This is a genomic window from Candidatus Neomarinimicrobiota bacterium, assembly GCA_030743815.1.
GTDB lineage: Bacteria > Fidelibacterota > Marinisomatia > Marinisomatales > S15-B10 > UBA2146.
In genome coordinates this window covers 1-19461 of the sequence record JASLRT010000085.1, presented here as the reverse complement: position 1 = coordinate 19461, position 19461 = coordinate 1, and the positions used below count along the sequence as shown (strand labels likewise).

The 19461-nt window shown below is 49.6% G+C and carries 18 protein-coding genes and 2 tRNA genes; 12 read left to right on the top strand and 8 right to left on the bottom strand.

Annotation, left to right across the window (positions count from 1 at the left end):
• The first annotated feature begins 20 nt into the window (after window positions 1-20).
• The 3 genes from QF669_06860 (at window position 21) to QF669_06850 (ending at window position 2091) form a co-directional block, all read left to right on the top strand.
• Window positions 21-95 (top strand) — tRNA-Pro (locus QF669_06860).
• Window positions 96-335: 240 nt separating this feature from the next.
• Complete coding sequence (locus QF669_06855) at window positions 336-656, top strand: hypothetical protein (GenBank protein MDP6457150.1); 321 nt, start codon at window positions 336-338, stop codon at window positions 654-656.
• 79 nt (window positions 657-735) lie between these two features.
• Window positions 736-2091: a CotH kinase family protein gene (locus tag QF669_06850; protein ID MDP6457149.1), complete on the top strand. Its 1356-nt coding sequence runs from the start codon at window positions 736-738 to the stop codon at window positions 2089-2091.
• A 53-nt stretch (window positions 2092-2144) separates the two neighbouring features.
• Here QF669_06850 and QF669_06845 read toward each other — a convergent pair whose 3' ends face one another.
• Together QF669_06845 and QF669_06840 are read right to left on the bottom strand one after the other, a co-directional pair.
• Entirely contained in the window at window positions 2145-2816 is a 672-nt protein-coding gene (locus QF669_06845; protein ID MDP6457148.1) for a hypothetical protein, read from the bottom strand.
• A 22-nt stretch (window positions 2817-2838) separates the two neighbouring features.
• The gene (locus QF669_06840) at window positions 2839-4515 is read right to left on the bottom strand and encodes a gamma-glutamyltransferase (GenBank protein ID MDP6457147.1); all 1677 of its coding nucleotides are present in this window, start codon (window positions 4513-4515) and stop codon (window positions 2839-2841) included.
• 204 nt (window positions 4516-4719) lie between these two features.
• On the opposite strand from QF669_06840, the gene QF669_06835 reads away from it, so the two are divergent.
• Both QF669_06835 and QF669_06830 read left to right on the top strand, forming a co-directional pair.
• The gene (locus QF669_06835) at window positions 4720-5394 is read left to right on the top strand and encodes a hypothetical protein (protein ID MDP6457146.1); all 675 of its coding nucleotides are present in this window, start codon (window positions 4720-4722) and stop codon (window positions 5392-5394) included.
• A gap of 36 nt (window positions 5395-5430) precedes the next feature.
• The gene (locus tag QF669_06830) at window positions 5431-6840 is read left to right on the top strand and encodes a hypothetical protein (protein ID MDP6457145.1); all 1410 of its coding nucleotides are present in this window, start codon (window positions 5431-5433) and stop codon (window positions 6838-6840) included.
• A 29-nt stretch (window positions 6841-6869) separates the two neighbouring features.
• On the opposite strand, the gene QF669_06825 is transcribed toward QF669_06830, so the two are convergent.
• Together QF669_06825 and QF669_06820 are read right to left on the bottom strand one after the other, a co-directional pair.
• On the bottom strand, window positions 6870-7031 hold the full coding sequence (locus tag QF669_06825) for a hypothetical protein (GenBank protein ID MDP6457144.1): 162 nt from the start codon (window positions 7029-7031) through the stop codon (window positions 6870-6872).
• 2 nt (window positions 7032-7033) lie between these two features.
• Window positions 7034-7351, bottom strand: a complete 318-nt coding sequence (locus QF669_06820) for an HPP family protein (protein ID MDP6457143.1) — start codon at window positions 7349-7351, stop codon at window positions 7034-7036.
• A 436-nt stretch (window positions 7352-7787) separates the two neighbouring features.
• On the opposite strand from QF669_06820, the gene QF669_06815 reads away from it, so the two are divergent.
• The 4 genes from QF669_06815 to QF669_06800 all read left to right on the top strand — a co-directional run bounded on the left by QF669_06815 (window position 7788) and on the right by QF669_06800 (window position 11301).
• A complete protein-coding gene (locus tag QF669_06815) occupies window positions 7788-9086 on the top strand; it encodes an amidohydrolase (protein ID MDP6457142.1) in 1299 nt (432 codons plus the stop codon).
• Window positions 9087-9175: 89 nt separating this feature from the next.
• Complete coding sequence (locus QF669_06810; GenBank protein ID MDP6457141.1) at window positions 9176-10225, top strand: phosphatidylinositol-specific phospholipase C1-like protein; 1050 nt, start codon at window positions 9176-9178, stop codon at window positions 10223-10225.
• Between the two features lie 6 nt (window positions 10226-10231).
• Window positions 10232-10816, top strand: coding sequence for a DNA-3-methyladenine glycosylase I (locus QF669_06805; GenBank protein ID MDP6457140.1), 585 nt, complete (start codon window positions 10232-10234; stop codon window positions 10814-10816).
• The gene (locus QF669_06800; protein ID MDP6457139.1) at window positions 10813-11301 is read left to right on the top strand and encodes a DUF4442 domain-containing protein; all 489 of its coding nucleotides are present in this window, start codon (window positions 10813-10815) and stop codon (window positions 11299-11301) included. The genes QF669_06805 and QF669_06800 overlap by 4 nt, the downstream gene beginning before the upstream one ends.
• A 91-nt stretch (window positions 11302-11392) precedes the next feature.
• Here the strand turns inward: QF669_06800 and QF669_06795 are convergent, their stop codons facing one another.
• Window positions 11393-11605 carry a cold-shock protein gene (locus QF669_06795; GenBank protein MDP6457138.1) on the bottom strand — a complete coding sequence of 71 codons (213 nt, stop codon included), beginning with the start codon at window positions 11603-11605 and terminating at the stop codon, window positions 11393-11395.
• 446 nt (window positions 11606-12051) lie between these two features.
• On the opposite strand from QF669_06795, the gene QF669_06790 reads away from it, so the two are divergent.
• From QF669_06790 to QF669_06780, 3 genes are all read left to right on the top strand, one after another.
• Window positions 12052-12125: transfer RNA gene (locus tag QF669_06790), tRNA-His, on the top strand.
• Between the two features lie 153 nt (window positions 12126-12278).
• A complete protein-coding gene (locus QF669_06785; GenBank protein ID MDP6457137.1) occupies window positions 12279-13652 on the top strand; it encodes an LptF/LptG family permease in 1374 nt (457 codons plus the stop codon).
• On the top strand, window positions 13649-14941 hold the full coding sequence (locus QF669_06780; GenBank protein ID MDP6457136.1) for a thymidine phosphorylase: 1293 nt from the start codon (window positions 13649-13651) through the stop codon (window positions 14939-14941). Before QF669_06785 ends, QF669_06780 begins: the two co-directional genes overlap by 4 nt.
• On the opposite strand, the gene QF669_06775 is transcribed toward QF669_06780, so the two are convergent.
• From QF669_06775 to QF669_06765, 3 genes are all read right to left on the bottom strand, one after another.
• Entirely contained in the window at window positions 14938-17103 is a 2166-nt protein-coding gene (locus QF669_06775) for a PBP1A family penicillin-binding protein (protein MDP6457135.1), read from the bottom strand. The genes QF669_06780 and QF669_06775 overlap by 4 nt on opposite strands.
• 171 nt (window positions 17104-17274) lie before the next feature.
• Window positions 17275-18672 (bottom strand): class II fumarate hydratase, encoded by a 1398-nt coding sequence (gene fumC / locus QF669_06770; protein MDP6457134.1) that lies wholly within the window; start codon window positions 18670-18672, stop codon window positions 17275-17277.
• 78 nt (window positions 18673-18750) lie between these two features.
• A partial coding sequence (locus tag QF669_06765; GenBank protein ID MDP6457133.1) for a thiamine pyrophosphate-dependent enzyme occupies window positions 18751-19461 on the bottom strand: 711 nt, incomplete at its 5' end.

Here is a 19461-nt window from a genome sequence, read left to right as displayed (position 1 = left end):
TCCAACTCTTGATTGTCTTTCGGGGTGTGGCGCAGCCTGGATAGCGCACCTGCTTTGGGAGCAGGGGGTCGTCAGTTCAAATCTGACCACCCCGACTAGTTAAACCCCTTAAATTCTACAACTTACGGTTTTAAGGGGTTTTTCTTTGTATAAGAGAAATACAACTACTCTACTACTACTTTCTCCTCTGGAAGAATTTTGAGTAGTTGTTAAATGACTACTTTGGAAATAGAGTGTGTCTGTTAATGGTTTCATTCTTAAAACCCAAAGGATTTAAACAAGCGCCCCGCAGTAGCGGGGTTTTTTGTTTGGTGGATGATGGGTAATCTTTCTTTGTGAAGAAATATTATGTATATGTGATTGAGTTAGATCCCCAGGTTGCCAACTTTCAGAAATTCCGGCAACAAAACCCTGAATATATCGAGGGAAATGAATGTGTCTATGTAGGACAATCATCCAGAGAACCAACCCTAAGGTTTGAACAACATAAAGAAGCATATAAATCAAATAAATACGCTCGTGAATACGGTATTCGATTGAGACCGGAATTGTATGAAAAGTATAATCCCATACCAACAAGGAAAGATGCAAAAGAAATAGAAGAAATGTTGAGTAATCAGTTGCGAAAGCAGGGAATTGGTGTCTGGTTTAATTAAGCTCCACGCATTTGTCCTTCGTAACAAAGTGAAGATCAAGCGGGCTTTTTTGTTTGTGGGATGATGGGTAAACTTGGATGTGAAAAGGACATTACTGATATCACTTTTATTACTTTGGACTTCGGGTATAGCTGAAAAAGTAGATACAGATCTAGATTTTACCGTTCCAACGATTACGCCCAAAGGTTCTGAGCAATATCTTAATCTGGACTCAGATTATATATTTGACCAAGAATCATTACATACTTTTGAGTTGAAGATTCCAAGCAACGCTTTGGCAGAAATTGATGCGGATCCCGCAGCGGAAGAAAATGTTGAAGGTATGCTGATTTTTAAGGGAGACACAGTTAGTCCCGTTGGGATCAGATATAAGGGCGATATTGGAGCATTTGTAGGCTGTTTGTCCGGAAAGGATGTGTTTGATCCTTCTGGGGAAAAAATATGCACCAAATTATCTATGAAGGTTAGTATTAATTGGGAGGGTAGAGATGATAAATTTTATGGTCTAAAAAAACTGCAATTTCATTCTCAAAACCTGGACCCTTCTCAGATGCATGAGAGACTAGGATACTGGTTATTTAGAAGTATGGGGGTACCCGCTCCTCGTTCAGTCCATGCAAGACTAATCATAAATGATGAATATTCTGGTTTATACGCACTCACTGAACAAGTTGATGGCCAATTCACACGATATAACTTTGATGATGGAGAAGGAAACCTTTACAAGGAAGTCTGGCCTCTCCAAAGCAATGGTGAACCGCAAAAAGATCAAAAACTGTATGATGCATTAAAAACTAATGAGGATGAAGGTCCATCTTTAGATATTATTAAGAGTTTTGGTCAAAAAATAGCACGTGCAGACTCGTCTCAATTACAAAGCGTTATCGCTGATTACATGGATGTAAATGAAATCATTTCATATGCGGTTGTAGATAGAGCGATCAGAAATGATGACGGAGCGTTTCATTGGTATACGGATAAGGGTGGTTCTAAGAATCATAATTATTATTGGTATGAGGAACCAGGTAGTCAAAGATTGCATCTTATCCCATGGGACGTTGATAATGCTTTTGATAACCTGGCATATCAGAACCCAATTACAGCCATAGCAGATGGCTGGGGGGAAACTACCAATAATTGTGAGCCTTTTCCTTATGGTGAATGGCAGATCTGGCAGTGGTCAGCCAGTTGTGACAAAATAACCAAGGGATGGGCGAGCTATACGGAAGAATACGATCAACTAAAGGCAGAATTCAGTAATACGTTCTTAGATGAGGGTTACTCACTAATCGATACATGGGCCGCTCAAATAAGAAATGCCACATTAGAGGCAGAGAAGGAGCATGATGATGCATTATCAACTGAAAAATGGGAAGGGGCAACAGAACTACTAAAATCTCAAATCTTTCTTATGAAAATTAGAATAGCCAAGTAGCAGAACATTCGTGGGTCTCATAACCCGATTGGTGAATGCCGGTCTCCCCGAAATCAATCCTTGTCTCTACCCTCAATAAGCGTGACCGGCGCCATGGCATCAATCTTCTCATTCAGCGCCCGGTAGGCGAAGTTCAGATACTTTTCCACCTTTTCCGCGAACCTGTGGGGCTGTCTCTGCGGAAACTTCTCCAGTTCAGACAGCGGTAGGTCTGTAAGCGTGAAGAAGGATTCCAGATCATTCCACAGCTTGTGAACATTCACGGCGATGATGTCGTAGTTCCTGTTGATTCCCCGCGTCACATAGTTATGGAAGAAGCTCTCGTAGTCGATCAGATCCTCTCCGCTGGTGATGTATTCTTCACGGGAGAGCTTCCTCAGCTTCCTCAGGTTTTTTCGCTCTACGCCGATACTCCGCAGGTGTCTCTGACTGAACGCCTTGCGGCTGAAAATAGAATACGCCGGCTTGACGAAGAGATAGATGACGCTGCAGTTTGAGGTGTCACGGATTCTGTCCTTCCGCGCGCTGCCGAAATGCTCTTTCACGCCGTAATTGAACAGTCTGTGAACCGGCTTTCGCGAAACGGGCAGCGTCAGAAACTCAGGCGGGCGGCAGCTGTGAATATGATAGGCGGTTCCGTAATGCTGCAGGAACCGGCGCAGGGTCCAGCTTGCGCAGCCCCCGTAGCTGCAGACGAAGTATCTCTTTGCTCCAGCAATGGTCATCTATCAGGCCGCCGGCATAATTCTACTTCAGCGGTACACCGGCTGTCCCTTCCCAATCGGGATCAGAGACACCAATCCACTCCCCCGACAACGTATCCAACATGACGATATTTGCCCTGCCGAACATCCCCGGGCGGTCTTTCATGGTAATGGAATAGCCGAGCCCCGCAAGATAACTGCTGTCTTGCGTTGACCATCCTCCCTCGCCTGTCCGCTCCAGGTCTATTCCCGCTTCTGTCGGATGAACCCTCGGTAGGGCGACTGCTTCTGAAAGCGGTCTGCCCTGATCTATGATTCTACTTGTGATGGCGACGAGAGCTGAAATGATGCGGCTGCCGCCGGCGGCACCCATGGCAATCAGTGGTCGATCATTCTTCAGAACCAGCAGCGGAGCAATGTGCGACACCGCCCGCTGGCCCGCCTGCATCTCTCCCAGATATCCTCCCAGTGTGGCGGCGTAGATGAAACCGAGTCCCGGCGTCACTACCTTGGAGCCCATGATGGGGCCCACAGTCTGCGTCAGGCAGACGATCATACCGTCACGATCCACTACAGTCAGGTGACTCGTGTGAGCGTACGGTTCAGTCCAGGCGGCTGGCGATATGGGCCCGGCATACCGACTGCCAGGCGGCAGCGATTTCGATGCGTCAGCTTCTTCCTGCAGCAAGCCTGTCTCGGCAGCACGAAATTTGGCCCACTCCTTAGAAGTGAGGCGGTGAGCGTCCGCCAGCGATTTCTGCTCTTTACGGTCAAGATAGGCCGCGGATATTCCGTGGTAGATGGCTCTGGCCCAATCGGGCCCCTCAAACAGCGAGTCAGGAAACTGCTCCAGGATCTGCAGGGCCTCGATGGCAATGGCCCCGTACGAGGGCGTCCAGAGCGCGGCCAGATCGTAACCCCTGTAGCTTCCCGTCACAATATGTGATTCTTCAGCACGGTAATCTGCCAGCGATTCACGCGTCAGCACACCACCGTTGCGCTGCACATCCAGCACCATCTTTTCAGCAATCCAGCCTCGATAAAAGACGTCTGGTCCCTCAGCGGCAACGGCCTCCAGGACAGCGGCAAGATCCTTTTGAACAAACGTCTCTCCCGCACTGTACAATGAACCATCCGCTTTGAGGAAATGTTGTCTGGTCCCTTCGAATTCTTTCATCTTTTCAATCACCAATGATTGACGAAACAGTTCCCCCGGAAGAATCGGATAGCCGTCCCCGGCATATTCAATCGCCGACGCCATTACGGTCTCTCTGGGCAGTGTCCCGAACAGTTGCGATGCTTTCGTCAGGCCGGCTACCACACCGGGAACTGCTACCGTAGGATAACCGTACTTGGCTTGCGGGGCTGTCTCGTGATCATAATTCGACGGCACCTGCGTGGTTGCATCGATACCGTGAATCTCTCCCTGTGCTGTATAGATGAGAATCTGAGCCCGGCCGCCGATGCCGCTCATACTCGGCCCCACCACAGCAAGCGAGAAGGCGGCGGCGACAGCAGCATCCACAGCATTTCCTCCGGCCTGCAGCATCTTAACACCGGCATCCGTTGCCAGCGGATGGGCCGTCACGACGACTCCCTTCGATGAGCGGCTCATCTTCGGTTCAGTTTGAGGCAGTGCTGGCCTGTGGACCGGGATAACAGGAATACAGGCCGAGAAGAAAAGTGAGACTATGACTGACAGGTACAGTCTTGCTGACAAATTATTCTCCAACTTTGTTCGCAATATCGCGCCGATGTGCTTATCACATTCCATTACGATGCACTACAGTCGAACAGACAATACGCTGTAACCGCAGAGAATCTAACAATTTTCTTAGCAAATTCACCTTACGTTTACTACTGCTTCCTGTCCGTCAATAAAACTGTTGATTTTCACCCCACTTAGGCGTACCTTGAATTAGAGATGAAAAAGGGCATTATAGTTTCACTTGTTCTACTCTTCGTGCTGTTTTCCGCTGAAGGGTGTTATACACAGCTCGCCTGGTTCCATCCCGTAAAACCAGCGGCGGAATCTCCCGTCATTGATGAAGACGACTATCCTTACGATATCAATTATGTCTATTCTGATTTCGAACCGTTTCTTTCGAGCTTCAGCCCGTACGGCGATCCATTTTACAGGTACGGATACAACCACTGGGGATTTTCTGATTACTACTACGGTATGAACTATCAGTTTGGATATCCATACGGATACGGTTATAGCGGCAACCCATACGGCTATACGAATCCTGACTACCTGGCTGCTTTTACCTCCCCCCACAAGAAACGAACCTGGGATCGGCGCAGTGGCGGATCGAATCTGTCTATCCGGCGGTCTGAACCGCTATCAATCGCACTGGCAGAGAACGAAATGAAGCGGGTTAGACTGATAACTCCGGGTCGTTCGTCCTACGGCCGGAACAATAACTCATATGATGGGAGGCGAAGCAACGGTTCAGTGACACGGAGCGGACGAGCCTCAAGCTATGGAAGCCTTTCATCGTCAAGCCCGTCGGGCAGTGGAACGATTACCCGCTCTTCTTCCGGCACCAGGTCGAGTTCCGGCTCCTCCTCTGTAAGCTCGAAACGCAATAAGTAAAAGCTCTCTTCGCCGCATATTACGATTGATCCGCTCATGAAGCGAACCCACTGTTGTCTCCTCGCTTTCCAAGGTATCACTCTTTTTCTTCTGTCAACTCTCTCCTCTTCTCTTTGTGGGCAGACCGCCTATGACGCCATCCACATCATGGAGAGGGAAATGGGTTTCGGCACACGCGCTCTGGCCATGGGAGGTTCCTATACGTCGCTGGCAGATGACTACACGTCTCTCTACTGGAATCCCGCCGGGCTGGCAGCGATGCGAAACAGTACTATCTTCGGCGAGTTCTCTAACCTCAACTTCTCTAACGAAGTTGTGTATGCTGATGAAGGTACAACCGATAGCCAATTCTACAACCGGCCAGCAGCCTTCGGCATGACAGTACCCTTGCCTACAACCAGAGGAAGTCTTGTTTTTGCATTTGGTTTCAGCCACATCGCCGATTTCGATGAAAATCTAAGATTCAGCGGATTCAGCAGGCAAAACAATCAACTTGGCTTTGAGATTAAAGACGAAAGTTCCGTGTCCAGTTTTTACCTGTTTAACAGAAATGTTCAGCGTGCTGAAGAAATCACAAACGAGGGGGGTATCGATCAATTCAGCATAGCAGCCGGGATCGCTCTATCACCAAATACTACTTTGGGAGTCACTGTCTCTCGTCTCCTGGGTGAGGAGAATTTCAGATTCCTTTTCGAGCAGAATGACAGTATAGATGAATATATCAACTACCCGGGCGATTTTCACTCTTACAGTGTCAGCCGGAGGCTGAACGTCACTCACGACAGCTATCTCATCAAAGTGGGCGGAATCGTAAAAGCCGGCAATCTCCTGGCTCTCGGCGGAACATTCAGCTTGCCGACAAATATGAGAATGAGAGAGGACTACTCCAGCAGTGAAGTCCTGATCTTTGATGACGGTTTCGAAGCCGATACAGCATTCTCGGGAATATGGAATTACGAGGTGTCCTTACCCTGGTATGTGGACGGAGGCGCCTCTTTTTCCTCCAGATTTCTCACTCTTTCAGCAGCGGCACGTTACCGCGATTGGTCAGATACACAATACGACCTGGCCGATGCAGATATGAACGACCCGCAGATAGCTAATCTGTCGGTTCAGAACGATTCTCTCAGGCTCAATTACCGTGCCACCATTGAAATCCACACAGGAGCAGAACTGACATTACCATTGATTAGCCAACTACCGCTAAGCTTCCGCGTCGGCTACGCCCTTTATCCTTCGCCTTCACTGGGTTCAGATACTTCAGATGAAGATAAACAATTCACCACCGCCGGTCTGGGCGTAAACATCATGCGCAATATCACTTTAGATATAACCTATCTCTACGGGAAATGGAAGCAACGCAGTAGCGACAACTACACGCCTGGCGGTACCCATGAGACTATTACGGCCACCAAATTTTTGATCGGCCTTTCATTTAGCTTCTGAATCCGTTAACCCCAAAACAGGGTATCAGTCTAAACCAGATCTTTGATATATGGCCGCGCCAACTTATGGATCAGTGCGAGGATAACAACACTAGTCATGATCGCCATGGCAGCTTCCCTAGAATAACCCGTCATCGCTATGCCCAACGCTGTTCCCGCAGTGGGAGGGTGTTCCATATCAGCTACAACCATACCTAACAGTGTAACTCCAACAGCTTAGCATAGACCAGTGCAAGGTAAAATGCCGGCCCGTGAGCAATGATACCAATCAGAGATCCTGAGAGAAATCCAATCATGTGGCCACCTATAACTCGTTTGGGTGTTGCCGCGATACTGTTCGGCATGGAAAAAACAATAAGCGCCGTAGAGCCTATGGATGCCACCACAACGGCATGTTCAATCGTCAATATCAGAAAAATGATGAAGACAGAAACAGCCGCAAAACTACTCTGATAAATATAGTTCTTCCAGTAGAGCTTAATTTTTTTGTCATATTTACATGGAAGTCTCATTTACGCACAAAATCTGCAACCTGCTCATAAAGAGAATAGTGTGTTTATCCACTTCATTGATTTCGATTAACAATACCTCTTTCTCTGATCGATAGTTTCCTTTATTGTCAATTATCAACCTTCACAACTCTTCTTCTCTTGCATCTCATGTTTTACAGAGGCAAATTCACAATTAAGATGACTGATTTCATATCAGTAACTATCTACCGGATGATACACAAGATGAATGGTTTCATAAAAAGAATCCACAAATGTTAATCTGAAGGTGCTTACAGACCTAAGGATCCTGGCTGCGTTACTTAAACCAGACATCACATATGTGTATACACATATACACACATACTGTTACTGTTCAAAACATTCCGAGGGCAGGAATAAAATGTATTTCACAGCATATGTATAAATCTAAACCAATAATGAATATAAGGACACTAAGATGTACTCATTCAGACGCAGCGTAACCGCATTTATTGCACTGGTTATAGCTATTCCGTTACAGAACAGCGCACAGTACAGAAACATTGATGCCGCAGTCAAAAAGTTCACGGCTGAAATAACAGACATGCGCCACAGCATACATCAGAACCCTGAATTGGGCAATCGTGAGTTTAAAACGGCTGAATTGGTGGCCAACCATCTGAAAAAGCTAAGGATGGAAGTGAAAACGGATGTAGCCCACACAGGTGTCGTGGGTATATTGGTTGGTGGAAAACCGGGTCACGTGGTTGCGGTGCGGGCCGATATGGATGCACTACCTGTCACTGAGGACACCGATCTGCCCTTCAGCTCCACAGAGACTACCACATACCTTGGCAAGGAGGTCGGTATCATGCACGCCTGTGGGCATGATATTCATACTGCGGTGCAACTGGGCGTCGCCTCAGTCCTCTCCTCCATGCGCAAGGATCTTCCCGGTACGGTGAAATTCATTTTCCAGCCGGCCGAAGAGGGACCACCACCGGGTGAACGGGGCGGTGCTGAACTGATGGTGGAGGAAGGCGTCATGGAGGCACCCATACCGGGTGCCATCTTTGGTCTTCATACACTCTCTGACCTGGAAGTAGGCAAGGTCGGATTTACTGTCGGGCCAGCTCTTGCAGCAGTAGATCAATTCATCATCAAAATCCACGGGAAACAGGCACACGGCGCCGCACCCCACAAGTCAGTCGATCCCATCGTTATGGCCTCTCAGGTAGTAACTGCATTCCAGACCATTCGCGCCCGTACGCTTCCCCCCCTTGAACCGAGTGTCATCACCGTAGGTATCTTCAAAGGCGGCGAGCGTTTTAATATCATCCCGGCGGAGGTGCACCTTGAAGGGACAGTTCGATCTTACAGTCCCGATGTGAGCGCCGCCGTCGAACGCAGGATGCACGAGATTCTGGACGGCATCACCAGCGCCTACGGCGGCAGCTATACGATGGATTATGACCGTGGTACACCAGCCACCATCAATGACCCCGCCCTGGCAGAAAAGATGATGCCTACGATGGAACGAATCGCCGGCAGGGACAACGTCATTATACTCGATCCTACCATGGGTGGCGAAGACTTTGCTTACTATGCAAATGTGGCGCCCGGCTTCTTCTTTCGGCTTGGGCAGGTCAAACCGGGCACCACCTCCGGGGGACACCACACACCTACCTATCGCGCTGACGATGCATGTATTCCAGTGGGGATGAGAGTTATGTCAAACCTGCTGCTGGATTACCTGAAATCCGGAGGTCTTAACTGATTCGACAAGCTGTCCACTTTCTTATCCTTTCCCTGCTGATTCTGGGATGCGGCGACGAAGAAACTACACCAGACATAGATAATATCCGCATCAACGAGATTCAAGTCATCGGTAGCCACAACAGTTACCGCATCAAAACATATCAGAAGATTCTGAACACCCTCAGCATCCTCGTGCCGGAGATTGCCCGCTCCTTTGACTACGACCACGAGCCGCTGGAGGTACAGTTCAACGACTACGGCATACGCCAGATCGAGCTGGACGTATACTACGATCCGGAAGGGGGATTGTTTGCCAATCGGATGGGCAATCAGTTTATCGGTGAGCCGGTAGAGTCGGGTGAAGCGGCACTGGATGAGCCGGGCCTGAAAGTGCTTCACTTTCCCGACATCGACTATATGACGCACCACCTGGCATTCAAAGACGCACTCGAAACGGTAAAGGCGTGGTCTGAATCCCACCCGCGCCATGTACCCATCTTCATCCTGGTGGAAGCAAAAGAGGAAGGAGCAGAGAATATCAATCCCAATCTCAGCGGTTTCATTGAACCACTCACTTTTGACGCTGATGCTCTAGATACAATTGACGAAGAGATCAGCCAAGTGTTCGGAGAGAATCTCGCCGGCGTCATCACTCCCGACAATGTAAGAGGCAATCGATCATCACTCGAAGATGCCGTACTTTCAGACGGCTGGCCCACGCTGGGCGAAGCTCGAGGCAAAGTTATCTTTGGTCTTGACAACGGCGGAGAGATACGGGATTTGTACGTGGAAGGACATGTCGCGCTGGCGGGGCGAACTCTTTTCACTAACTCGGATCCGGGCACTCCCGAAGCAGCCTTCATCAAGATCAACACGCCTGCGGAAGAAATTGAAAAGCTTGTTCTCCAGGGGTACCTCATCAGGACCCGGGCCGATTCCGACACAGAGGAAGCACGCAGCGGTGACACCTCCCGTCGCGACTTCGCCTTAGCCAGCGGTGCCCATTACGTCTCCACCGACTACTACCACCCTGACCCACGCCACGCCGAAAGCGCCGACTGGACCGACTATTCAGTCCAACTCCCGGGCGGTGAAGTCGTGCGCTTGAATCCCGTAAATGGACCCGAGGAGTTTGTAGGACTCACCATTGAAGAGTGACTACGAATGATCAACAGTAAAGTGAGGTGTACTTGGGCCATCTCCAACAATCCCCGTTACACTCGATACCACGACGAAGAATGGGGCGTGCCTGTTTTTGATGAGCAGAAAATGTTCGAGTTTATTGTTCTTGAGTCGTTTCAGGCAGGACTCAACTGGGAAATCATTCTGAACAAACGACAGAATTTTAGATCAGCGTTCGACGGTTTTGATGCGGACAAGGTGGCACGCTATGACGAGAGCAACGTTCAGCATCTTCTTTCCGACAAAGGTATTGTCAGGAATCAGGCCAAAATCCGAGCCACCATCAACAATGCGCAGCAGTTCCTGCAGGTCGCCTCTGAGTTCGGCGGCTTTACGAACTACCTCTGGAACTTCGTGAACGGAAAACCGATTGTGAACAGATGGAAGGAGGATTCAGAGATTCCTGCTTTTACTCCACTGTCCGATGAAATCAGCGCCGACATGAAAAAAAGGGGCTTCAAGTTTTTCGGAACAACTGTTTGCTACGCCCACATGCAGGCGGTTGGGATGGTGAACGATCATCTCGTAGATTGCTTCCGCCACAGCGAGTGCGTCTTACTCACATGACTATTCTTTCTCACACTGCTCGAGCTACCCTTATTTTACGCGCCTACGGATTTGCCAGAATTCCCCTTCTCTGGTCATGCAGACCCTCCGTAGTGGAGCTGAATGACGAAAAATGTGTAATCAAAATCCCCCACAGGCGCAAAACCAGAAATCACGAGGGTGGCATGTATATCGCCGCCATGTCCGTAGGCGCTGAACTCGCCGCTGCGGTAATCGCCCTTTTTCAGATCAGGCGAGAGGGACGGAAGGCAAAGTTCATTTACAAGGACTTCGAGGCACACTTTCTCAAGCGGGCGGAAGGGGACGTCCATTTCACGTGTACCGATGGGAGGATTATCTCAGACGTGGTGGAGGAGACAGCACGGACAGGAGAAAGAATCAATTGCCCGGTGAAGGTGATTGCTACTGTACCCTCTATTTCTGATGAACCGGTGGCTCAGTTCGCGCTCACACTCTCTTTAAAAGTTGTAAGCGGAGAAGGGTGAACAGAGAAGGAACAGAAATTTCCGCATATAGACAATAAGAAAGGGGCACAGACAACCGTCCAGGCCCCTTTTCTTCTTTTTAACTTTAAGGCTAGCCCAGTCGGCCCACTTCCTTGGCTTCCAGACCTTTTTCTCCAGAGGCGACTTCGAATTCCACTTCCTCGCCTTCCATAAGGGTCCGGTAACCTTCACCCATAATTGAAGAGAAATGAACGAAGACATCTTCCCCACTCTCTCTTGAGATGAACCCAAAACCCTTCTTGGGGTTAAACCACTTTACTGTGCCTTTTTCACGATCAGCCATTTTATCTGACTCCTTTACTTGATTTACTACTCATCTAACGCTAGAAAATAGACACCTGGCTTCTGCGGGGAAATTATATTCGGGAACGGGGAGATGAACGACTTCTATATAGGATAGCTGCTGTTTATGCGGTTCTACTTTCTCTTAAAGCAAATTTATAGCGAAATATCAACAAATCCACAAAAACTTTCACACTGCGACTCCCGGGAAAATCTACCCTCATTTTGCACTCTAAGGTCCCCTGATTCCGATCTTGTCAATAGCATGTGATGACAGAACGCCTACAGTTCAACAGGTTATCTCACTATCTTGCCATATCACATTTTGTTAAGGTCAATATCGGAATTTGGGAGGTAAATCGTTGGCAAGAATTTGACTCCTTCTTCGTAAATTATCGTGCCTGGAACCAAAGTTTGAATATTGTGTTATGATTCTTAGTAACAATGGTGGGGGTAGCTCAGCAGGATAGAGCTCCAGGTTGTGGCCCTGGTGGCCGCGGGTTCGAGTCCCGTCCCTCACCCAAACTAATGCGGATCGTAGAATTCAGAATGCTGAATTAAAGTCGGTCTAGCAGAAAACTATACCAAGATCCGTCATCCATACTTGACTGGCATTTGTTGTAACCCTCCCCCTTCTTCCGTATTTTATTTTGAAACATAACTGAGAAAAGGTCGTGCGATTAGTCACCCGCTACATCCTCAAGGAACACCTGCTTCCATTCTTTTATGCGCTCCTGATCCTTGTCTTTCTGCTTTTCATCAACTTTTTCCTGCGCGCAATAGACAGATTCCTCGGCAAGGGGCTCCCCACAGGCGTTATCCTTGAATATCTTTTCTTAAACACGGCGTGGATTCTTGCTCTTGCTATCCCCATGGCTGTTCTCGTAGCAACGCTGATGGCGTTCGGCCGCCTCTCTGAGGACAATGAAACGACGGCCATGCAGGGATCCGGCATCAGTTTCGCAACCATCCTCTGGCCGGCCCTCGCTTTCAGTATCGCGGTGGCGACACCTCTCACCTATTTCAACAATACAGTTCTACCTAAGATGAACCACAAAGCGAGAACCTTGGCCCGCGATATCTATCGCAAGCGTCCCGATCTCAATGTTGAGGCAGGCTATTTCATCGATAATCTGCCCGAATACAGTTTCATCGTCAAGGGCAAGCGTGGCAACCGTTATCAGGGGGTGAGAATCTACGGCAAGGATCGAACCACCACACAGACCTCCATCCACGCTGAAGAGGGGACGTTCGACGCACTGGGGGACGCTATCCTTGTCACTCTCTATAACGGGGAGATCCACGAACTCGATGTAAAGAACTACCAAAACTACCGCAGGATTGCTTTTGAACGTCACAGGATAACCATCCCCGCCGACGATCTGACACTTCAACGTCGCGATACAGCATCACGTACTGATCGTGAAATGACCTACAGCATGATGCGCGAAAAAATCGCTACTTACCACAGAAAGATTATGAGTGTCAAAGAGCGCGTTGCCAAACAGATCCACAAAGAGTTTCCTGATGTTTCAGTGCCAGACGATTTTCAACAGCTGGTGACAGTACTGCATTCATATCTTAAAGAGATACAAGAGGACACAACTCTCACCCAAAAAGAGCTTATCGGCAAAACCCGCAGGATCGACAGCTTAATTGGGCGAATTAAGTCAGATAGCCAGATTATGGAAGGATATTCCCGCAGTGCAAATCGCTATACTGTGGAAATGCATAAGAAATTTTCTATACCAGTCGCATGTATCGTATTCGTGCTGATTGGTGCTCCTCTGGGAATCATGGCCCGTCGCGGAAGTTTTGTAACTGCCATCAGCTTAAGTCTCGGATTTTTTCTCATCTACTGGGTCTTCCTCATCGGAGGAGAAGAGCTTGCTGACCGGAATTTTCTCTCTCCTGAACTTGCTATGTGGGGACCCAATCTGATACTTGGGATAGTAGGAGCTTACCTCTCCTTTATTGCCTCCAAGGATACCAATTCGTTTCGCCTAGCATCGTTGCTCAAGTTTTTCAATAAGAGAAAAAAACCGTGAACCCGGACACTCTTGCGGCCGAAAAATTGAACGGCAAGGCCAATTCTCCGGCTGGGATCAGATCACTTATCCACGACTACAGCGCAGGCTCCGTCGGTGACGAGACCATGACACGCTGGCTGCAGGCGGTACACAAAAACGGTATGACCGACAATGAAATCCTGGCAGTGGTGGATGCCATGCTCACATCTGGCGAAACGATGGATTTTTCACACTTGTCTCAGTTCGTTGCAGACAAGCACAGCACGGGAGGTGTTGGAGATAAGGTCTCCCTCGTCTTAGGTCCGCTCATGGCGGCAGCCGGCCTTGCGATTCCGATGATCTCAGGCAGAAGCCTCGGACACACCGGAGGAACCCTCGACAAACTGGAATCTATCCCGGGATATCAGGCAAACATCTCATTAGAAGAATTCCGACGCATCGTGGAGACTGTTGGTATCAGCATGATCGGTCAGACTGACAACATCTGTCCGGCTGATAAAAAAATGTATGCCCTGAGAGACAGGACGGGAACTGTGGAGTCTATCGCCCTCATCAGCGGCAGCATCATGAGCAAGAAAATTGCTGAGGGTGTGAAAGGCCTCGCACTCAATATCACGGTGGGGAACGGTGCCTTTATGCCCACTCTTGAAAAGGGGCGCCAGCTGGGTGAAAAACTGTCTATGGTGGGAGAACATTACGGTGTTTCAACTGAAGTAGTCTACTCGGATATGAATCAGCCTCTCGGTTGGAGTGCAGGGCTCTGGAACGAAGTGGTGGAAGCAGTGGACATTTTAAAGGGAGAAGGCCCTGAAGATGTAAAAGAGGTGGTGCTGAAACTTGGTGTGTCTCTTCTACTGCAGTCGGCGGCGGCGAAATCGGAAGATGAAGCACGAAAAATCCAGAATGCTTTGATAGAAAGTGGTCGTGCTTTTGAGCTGTTCCTTAAGATGGTCAGCGCTCACGGCGGAGACATCTCCTCACTGGACAATCCATATCTCCCAGCTGATCCGGCGTTGAGCGGGGAGATTATTGCCGACCGCTCCGGTTTCCTCTCAGAGATGGATACTCTTACAATCGGCGAGAATGTAAATCTACTTACGGTATATCATAAGGATGGTAAACGGCAACTAGTATCGTGCGGCGGTATCTATCTTAAGAAAAAAATTGGCGATCCGGTTGCCACAGGAGAGGTACTTGCTGTCTGTACAGGTGGGGATAAAGATACAGTCGATTCAGCCGCCGAGAACGTCTCGCGGGCCATCAAGATCAGTGAGGAACCCATCCGGCCTGCACCACTTGTATACTAATTCTCTCTTTCCCGGCCCCGCCTGGTTGCTGCTTCCGTGTGAACCCTGCAAGTCCGCGACGGCGAGTAACGTGAAATGAAATACTCCTTTTCCGTGGAGCAGTAGCGCGTGGGGAGATCTTTTGTCACCTTGCAAATCTCCGCCCGAGATACCCCGGCGGGAGCGTCAAAATTCTGATATTTCCATCCCATCGTATCGTGGACTGTCCTCATGAAGCGCGCCCACGCGGGGAGTGCTGCCCTGCTACCGTCCTGCTTCTCGCCGAGACTCACCTGCGGATCATCCACGCCGAACCACACTCCGGCCGCGAGATGGGGACTGAATCCCACAAACCAAGCGTCTGTCCACCCCTGAGTGGTTCCGGTCTTACCCCCTGCCGGATGATTAAACTTGAACATCCAGCGAACACGGCCGCCAGTCCCCCGGTCCACTACCGTCCGCAGTAAGTCCGTCATAATAAATGCCGTCTCTTCACTCAGCACTTCCTGCCTCTCAGGATAATACTCCTTGATGGTGACTCCGAAGCGGTCTACAATCTTCGTGATCGCCATCGGTTTGCACCATACCCCCTTGTGAGCGAAAGTTGCGTAGGCTGACGTCACCTCCAGCGGGAAGACCTCCGATGTGCCGAGTGCGATAGCATCCACTGCACGGATTGGCGAAGATATGTGCATTCTTTTGGCGGTCCGCACCACCACCTCAGGAGGGACAAGTTCCTGCACCAGTCTCACCGAAATCAGGTTCAGTGACCGTCGCAGACCTTCGCGAAGGGTGGTTAACCCTCCCGTTGAATTGTCGTAGTTGCGCGGCATCCACTTCTCCCACTCTCCTTGAGCGTTCTGGACATTCAATACCACAGGCTGATTGTGGAGCTGTTTCGTCACCGGATAGCCGTTGTCTATGGCAGCGGTATAGATGAACGGTTTAAAGACAGATCCGGGCTGCCGTTTTGCCTGCGTCGCCCTGTTGAACTGATCATGATAATCGGGTCGGCCACCAACCATGGCCCTGATCTCACCGGTGGAAGGATCGATGGCCACAAGTGCCGCCTGAACCAGAAGCTTGTCCCGCAGCTCCTCGTAGAGTTCCATCTCCCCTTGCAGCATGATGCGCACGGAATCCTCCGGATAGATTCCCAGATAGGCCAACTGCTCGAACTCCTCCCGGTCACTGTAGAACCGCTTATTGAGGACTTCCTGATTTGCTTTAACCGACCTCGAAACCGCTTCTTCGGCAGCCTTCTGCATGCGGCTATCGAGTGTTGTGTAAATTTCGAGACCATCCCGATAGATATCGATGTCGAGAGCCTCGTCTTCCCTTTCAAGAATCCTTCTGATATGTTCAGTAAAATAGGGCGCGATTCCCAGATCATCCCGCTCCACTTTCACGCGCAATTCCATGATTCGCGCCTCACTGTATTGGGACTGGGTAATCTTACCCTGGTCCCGCATTAAACGGAGCACAACATCCCGTCGCCGCCGGGCTTCATCAACGTGATTGATAGGACTGTAGTGCACAGGCGCCGGCAGTACGCCGACCAGCAAGGCACTTTCATCCAGGGTAAGGTCCCATACATCCTTACTGAAATACCGCTTGGCGGCAGCTTGCACACCGTAAGTGCCGTGACCGAAATGGACAGAGTTGAGATACATCTCAAGAATTTCTTCCTTGGTATAGGTTTTCTCGATCTGAATGGCGGTGATGACTTCCTTCATCTTGCGGGCAATCGTTTTTCTGAAACCTATGGTATCATAAAGATTGCGGGCCAGCTGCTGTGTAATGGAGCTGAATCCGGAACGGTAACTGAGGGTCAGTGTATTGATTACTATTGCCCGCATGAAGTCCCGCATGGAGATGCCCCAGTGAGATTCAAACCGCCGGTCCTCGGAGGCCACAGCCGCGTCAGCCAGATAGGAAGGGATTTTCTCCAAGTCCACAAAAACCCGGCGCTGCGTGTAAAGCTCTTTCAGCATGACGCCATCGGAAGAGTAGATCCGTGTGACAAGATCGGGATCAAAGTTCTCCAATTGCTCCAGGGAAGGCAGATCTCGCGAAAGAACCCAGATATAAATCAGTCCTGCCACCATGCAGACTATCGTGATGGAGGCGATCCGTAAGTATGTTCGGGCCCAGCTTGTCTGTGACTTTTTCTTCTTTGCCATCTCTTTGGAAGTTAAGACTGAATGGGCCGACTGAGCAATTGGCCCGCGTCAGTTTCTGCAACGCCGATATGAAGAAAAAGTTCTGTTCCCCATCCTGCAAGACGACGCCTCTTTGACAGGAGAACTGTGTCAGTCAGCTTCTCCAGCACAATATACCTTTGTGTTGCGTTCTCAGGTTTGCTTCGCGGGAGACACCATATCCTCTGGTTTGACGCGCTCATCGAATTCCTCACCCGTCATATACCCCAATTTGATAATTGTATCACGCAGGGTAGCATTGTCGGCGTGAGCTTTCTTGGCCACTCCGGCGGCCTTGTCGTAGCCGATATAGGGCGTCAGGGCCGTCACCAGCATGAGGGAGTTGCGGAGGCTATGATCGATGCGGTCGAGATTGGGCTCAATTCCGGCAACGCAGTTCACACTGAAGGAGTCAGCCGCATCTCCCAGAAGCTTTACGGACTGAAGCAGGTTGAATGCAATAACAGGACGGAAGACATTTAACTCAAAGTTTCCCGATGCACCGGCCACAGTAAGTGTTGTGTCATTTCCCATCACCTGGGCAGCCACCATGGTGATGGCCTCCGCCTGTGTAGGGTTCACCTTACCTGGCATGATAGATGAACCGGGTTCATTAGAAGGTAAAGAGATTTCACCAATGCCAGAGCGAGGACCGCTGGCAAGCCACCTGATATCATTGGCGATCTTGTTTAGAGAGGCAGCCATTGTTTTCAGAGCGCCGGACATCTCTACGGCCGAATCATGAGCTCCCATGGCTTCGAACTTGTTTGGTGCAGTTTTAAACGGCAAACCAGTTTTCTCGGCAATCCTATCCGCCACTTTTTCGGCATACCCTTCAGGTGCATTCAGACCTGTCCCAACAGCCGTGCCACCCCACGCCAGTTCGTACAGATGAGGCAAAGCGTTTTCAACAGCCGACAAGGCATGGTCCAGCTGGGATGCATAGCCGGAAAACTCCTGTCCCAGTGTCAGGGGTGTGGCATCCTGAAGATGGGTCCGACCCAGTTTGACAATTTTCGAAAACTCTTCTGCCTTTGCCGTTAAGGCGCCCCTGAGCCCTTTCACTTTGGGCAACAAATGTTCATTGATCTGCATGGCAGCGGCAATATTGATTGCTGACGGAAATGTGTCATTGGTGGACTGTGACTTGTTAACGTGATCATTGGGATGCACAGGCGTCTTAGAGCCCATCTCGCCACCGGACATTTCAATGGTGCGGTTGGCAATGACCTCATTGAAGTTCATGTTCGTCTGTGTGCCGCTGCCTGTCTGCCAGACAACCAGAGGGAAATGGTCGTCCAGTTTGCCGTCAATCACCTCCTGTGCCGCCTCACCGATGGCTTTTGCCAAATCTTTATCTAACACACCAATTTCACTGTTAACCTCGGCGGCAACCTGTTTTACCAGACCGTACGCCCTGATAAACCCTCTTGGGAATTGCTCACCGCCAATCTTGAAGTTTTGAAGTGACCGCTGGGTCTGCGCGCCCCAATACCGATCGGACGGCACTTCGATCTTGCCCATAGTATCTTTCTCAGTTCGAAAAGACATAACTAATCCTTTTTCTGAATGAATGTTGAGAGAATGTAAAGGTAGGAAAACAACGGGTTTCCCGAGCAGGCGGGCGGGTTAAGAGACCTCCCATGTGTCCGTCCCTGCTATAAGCGTCTGAAGATCACCTTCGCCAAGTTTTTCTTTCGCTTGCTCAATCTGCTGCACGAGAAGATCGTCATAGGTCTGCTCTTCCTCCTGATATAGAACTCCCACAGGCGCCGGGAACTCGTGCATATAGGTCAGGTTTGCCAGAATCCCGGCCAAGTTGCGGTCGTTCTCATCATGGACTACCAGATCGTCTTGCGAATAGTCTTTCTCAAGCGATACAACCTGGGGCGTCGACCCGTCAAGACGAAGTCCCTTATTCTTTTCTTTGCCAAAAATCATCGGTTTGCTGTGCTCTAAAAAAAGAACATTGTCGTCCCTGATCTTCCTGTCCGACAGCTTTTTGAAGGCACCATCATTGAAAATGAGACAATTCTGGTATACTTCCAGAAATGCTGTCCCTTTATGATCGTACTGGCGACGTAACATGTTCTGCATATGGTGCACATATTTGTCCACAGTCCGCGCCACAAACGTAGCTTGAGATCCCAATGCTACCGCGGGTGGATTGAACGGTCTGTCAAGTGAACCGAAAGGGGTCGATTTTGTCACCTTCCCCATCTCAGATGTGGGTGAATATTGCCCTTTCGTCAGCCCATAAATCTGATTGTTGAAGAGGATAATGTTGATATCAATGTTTCTTCGCAGAGCATGAATAAAATGGTTGCCGCCAATGCTCAG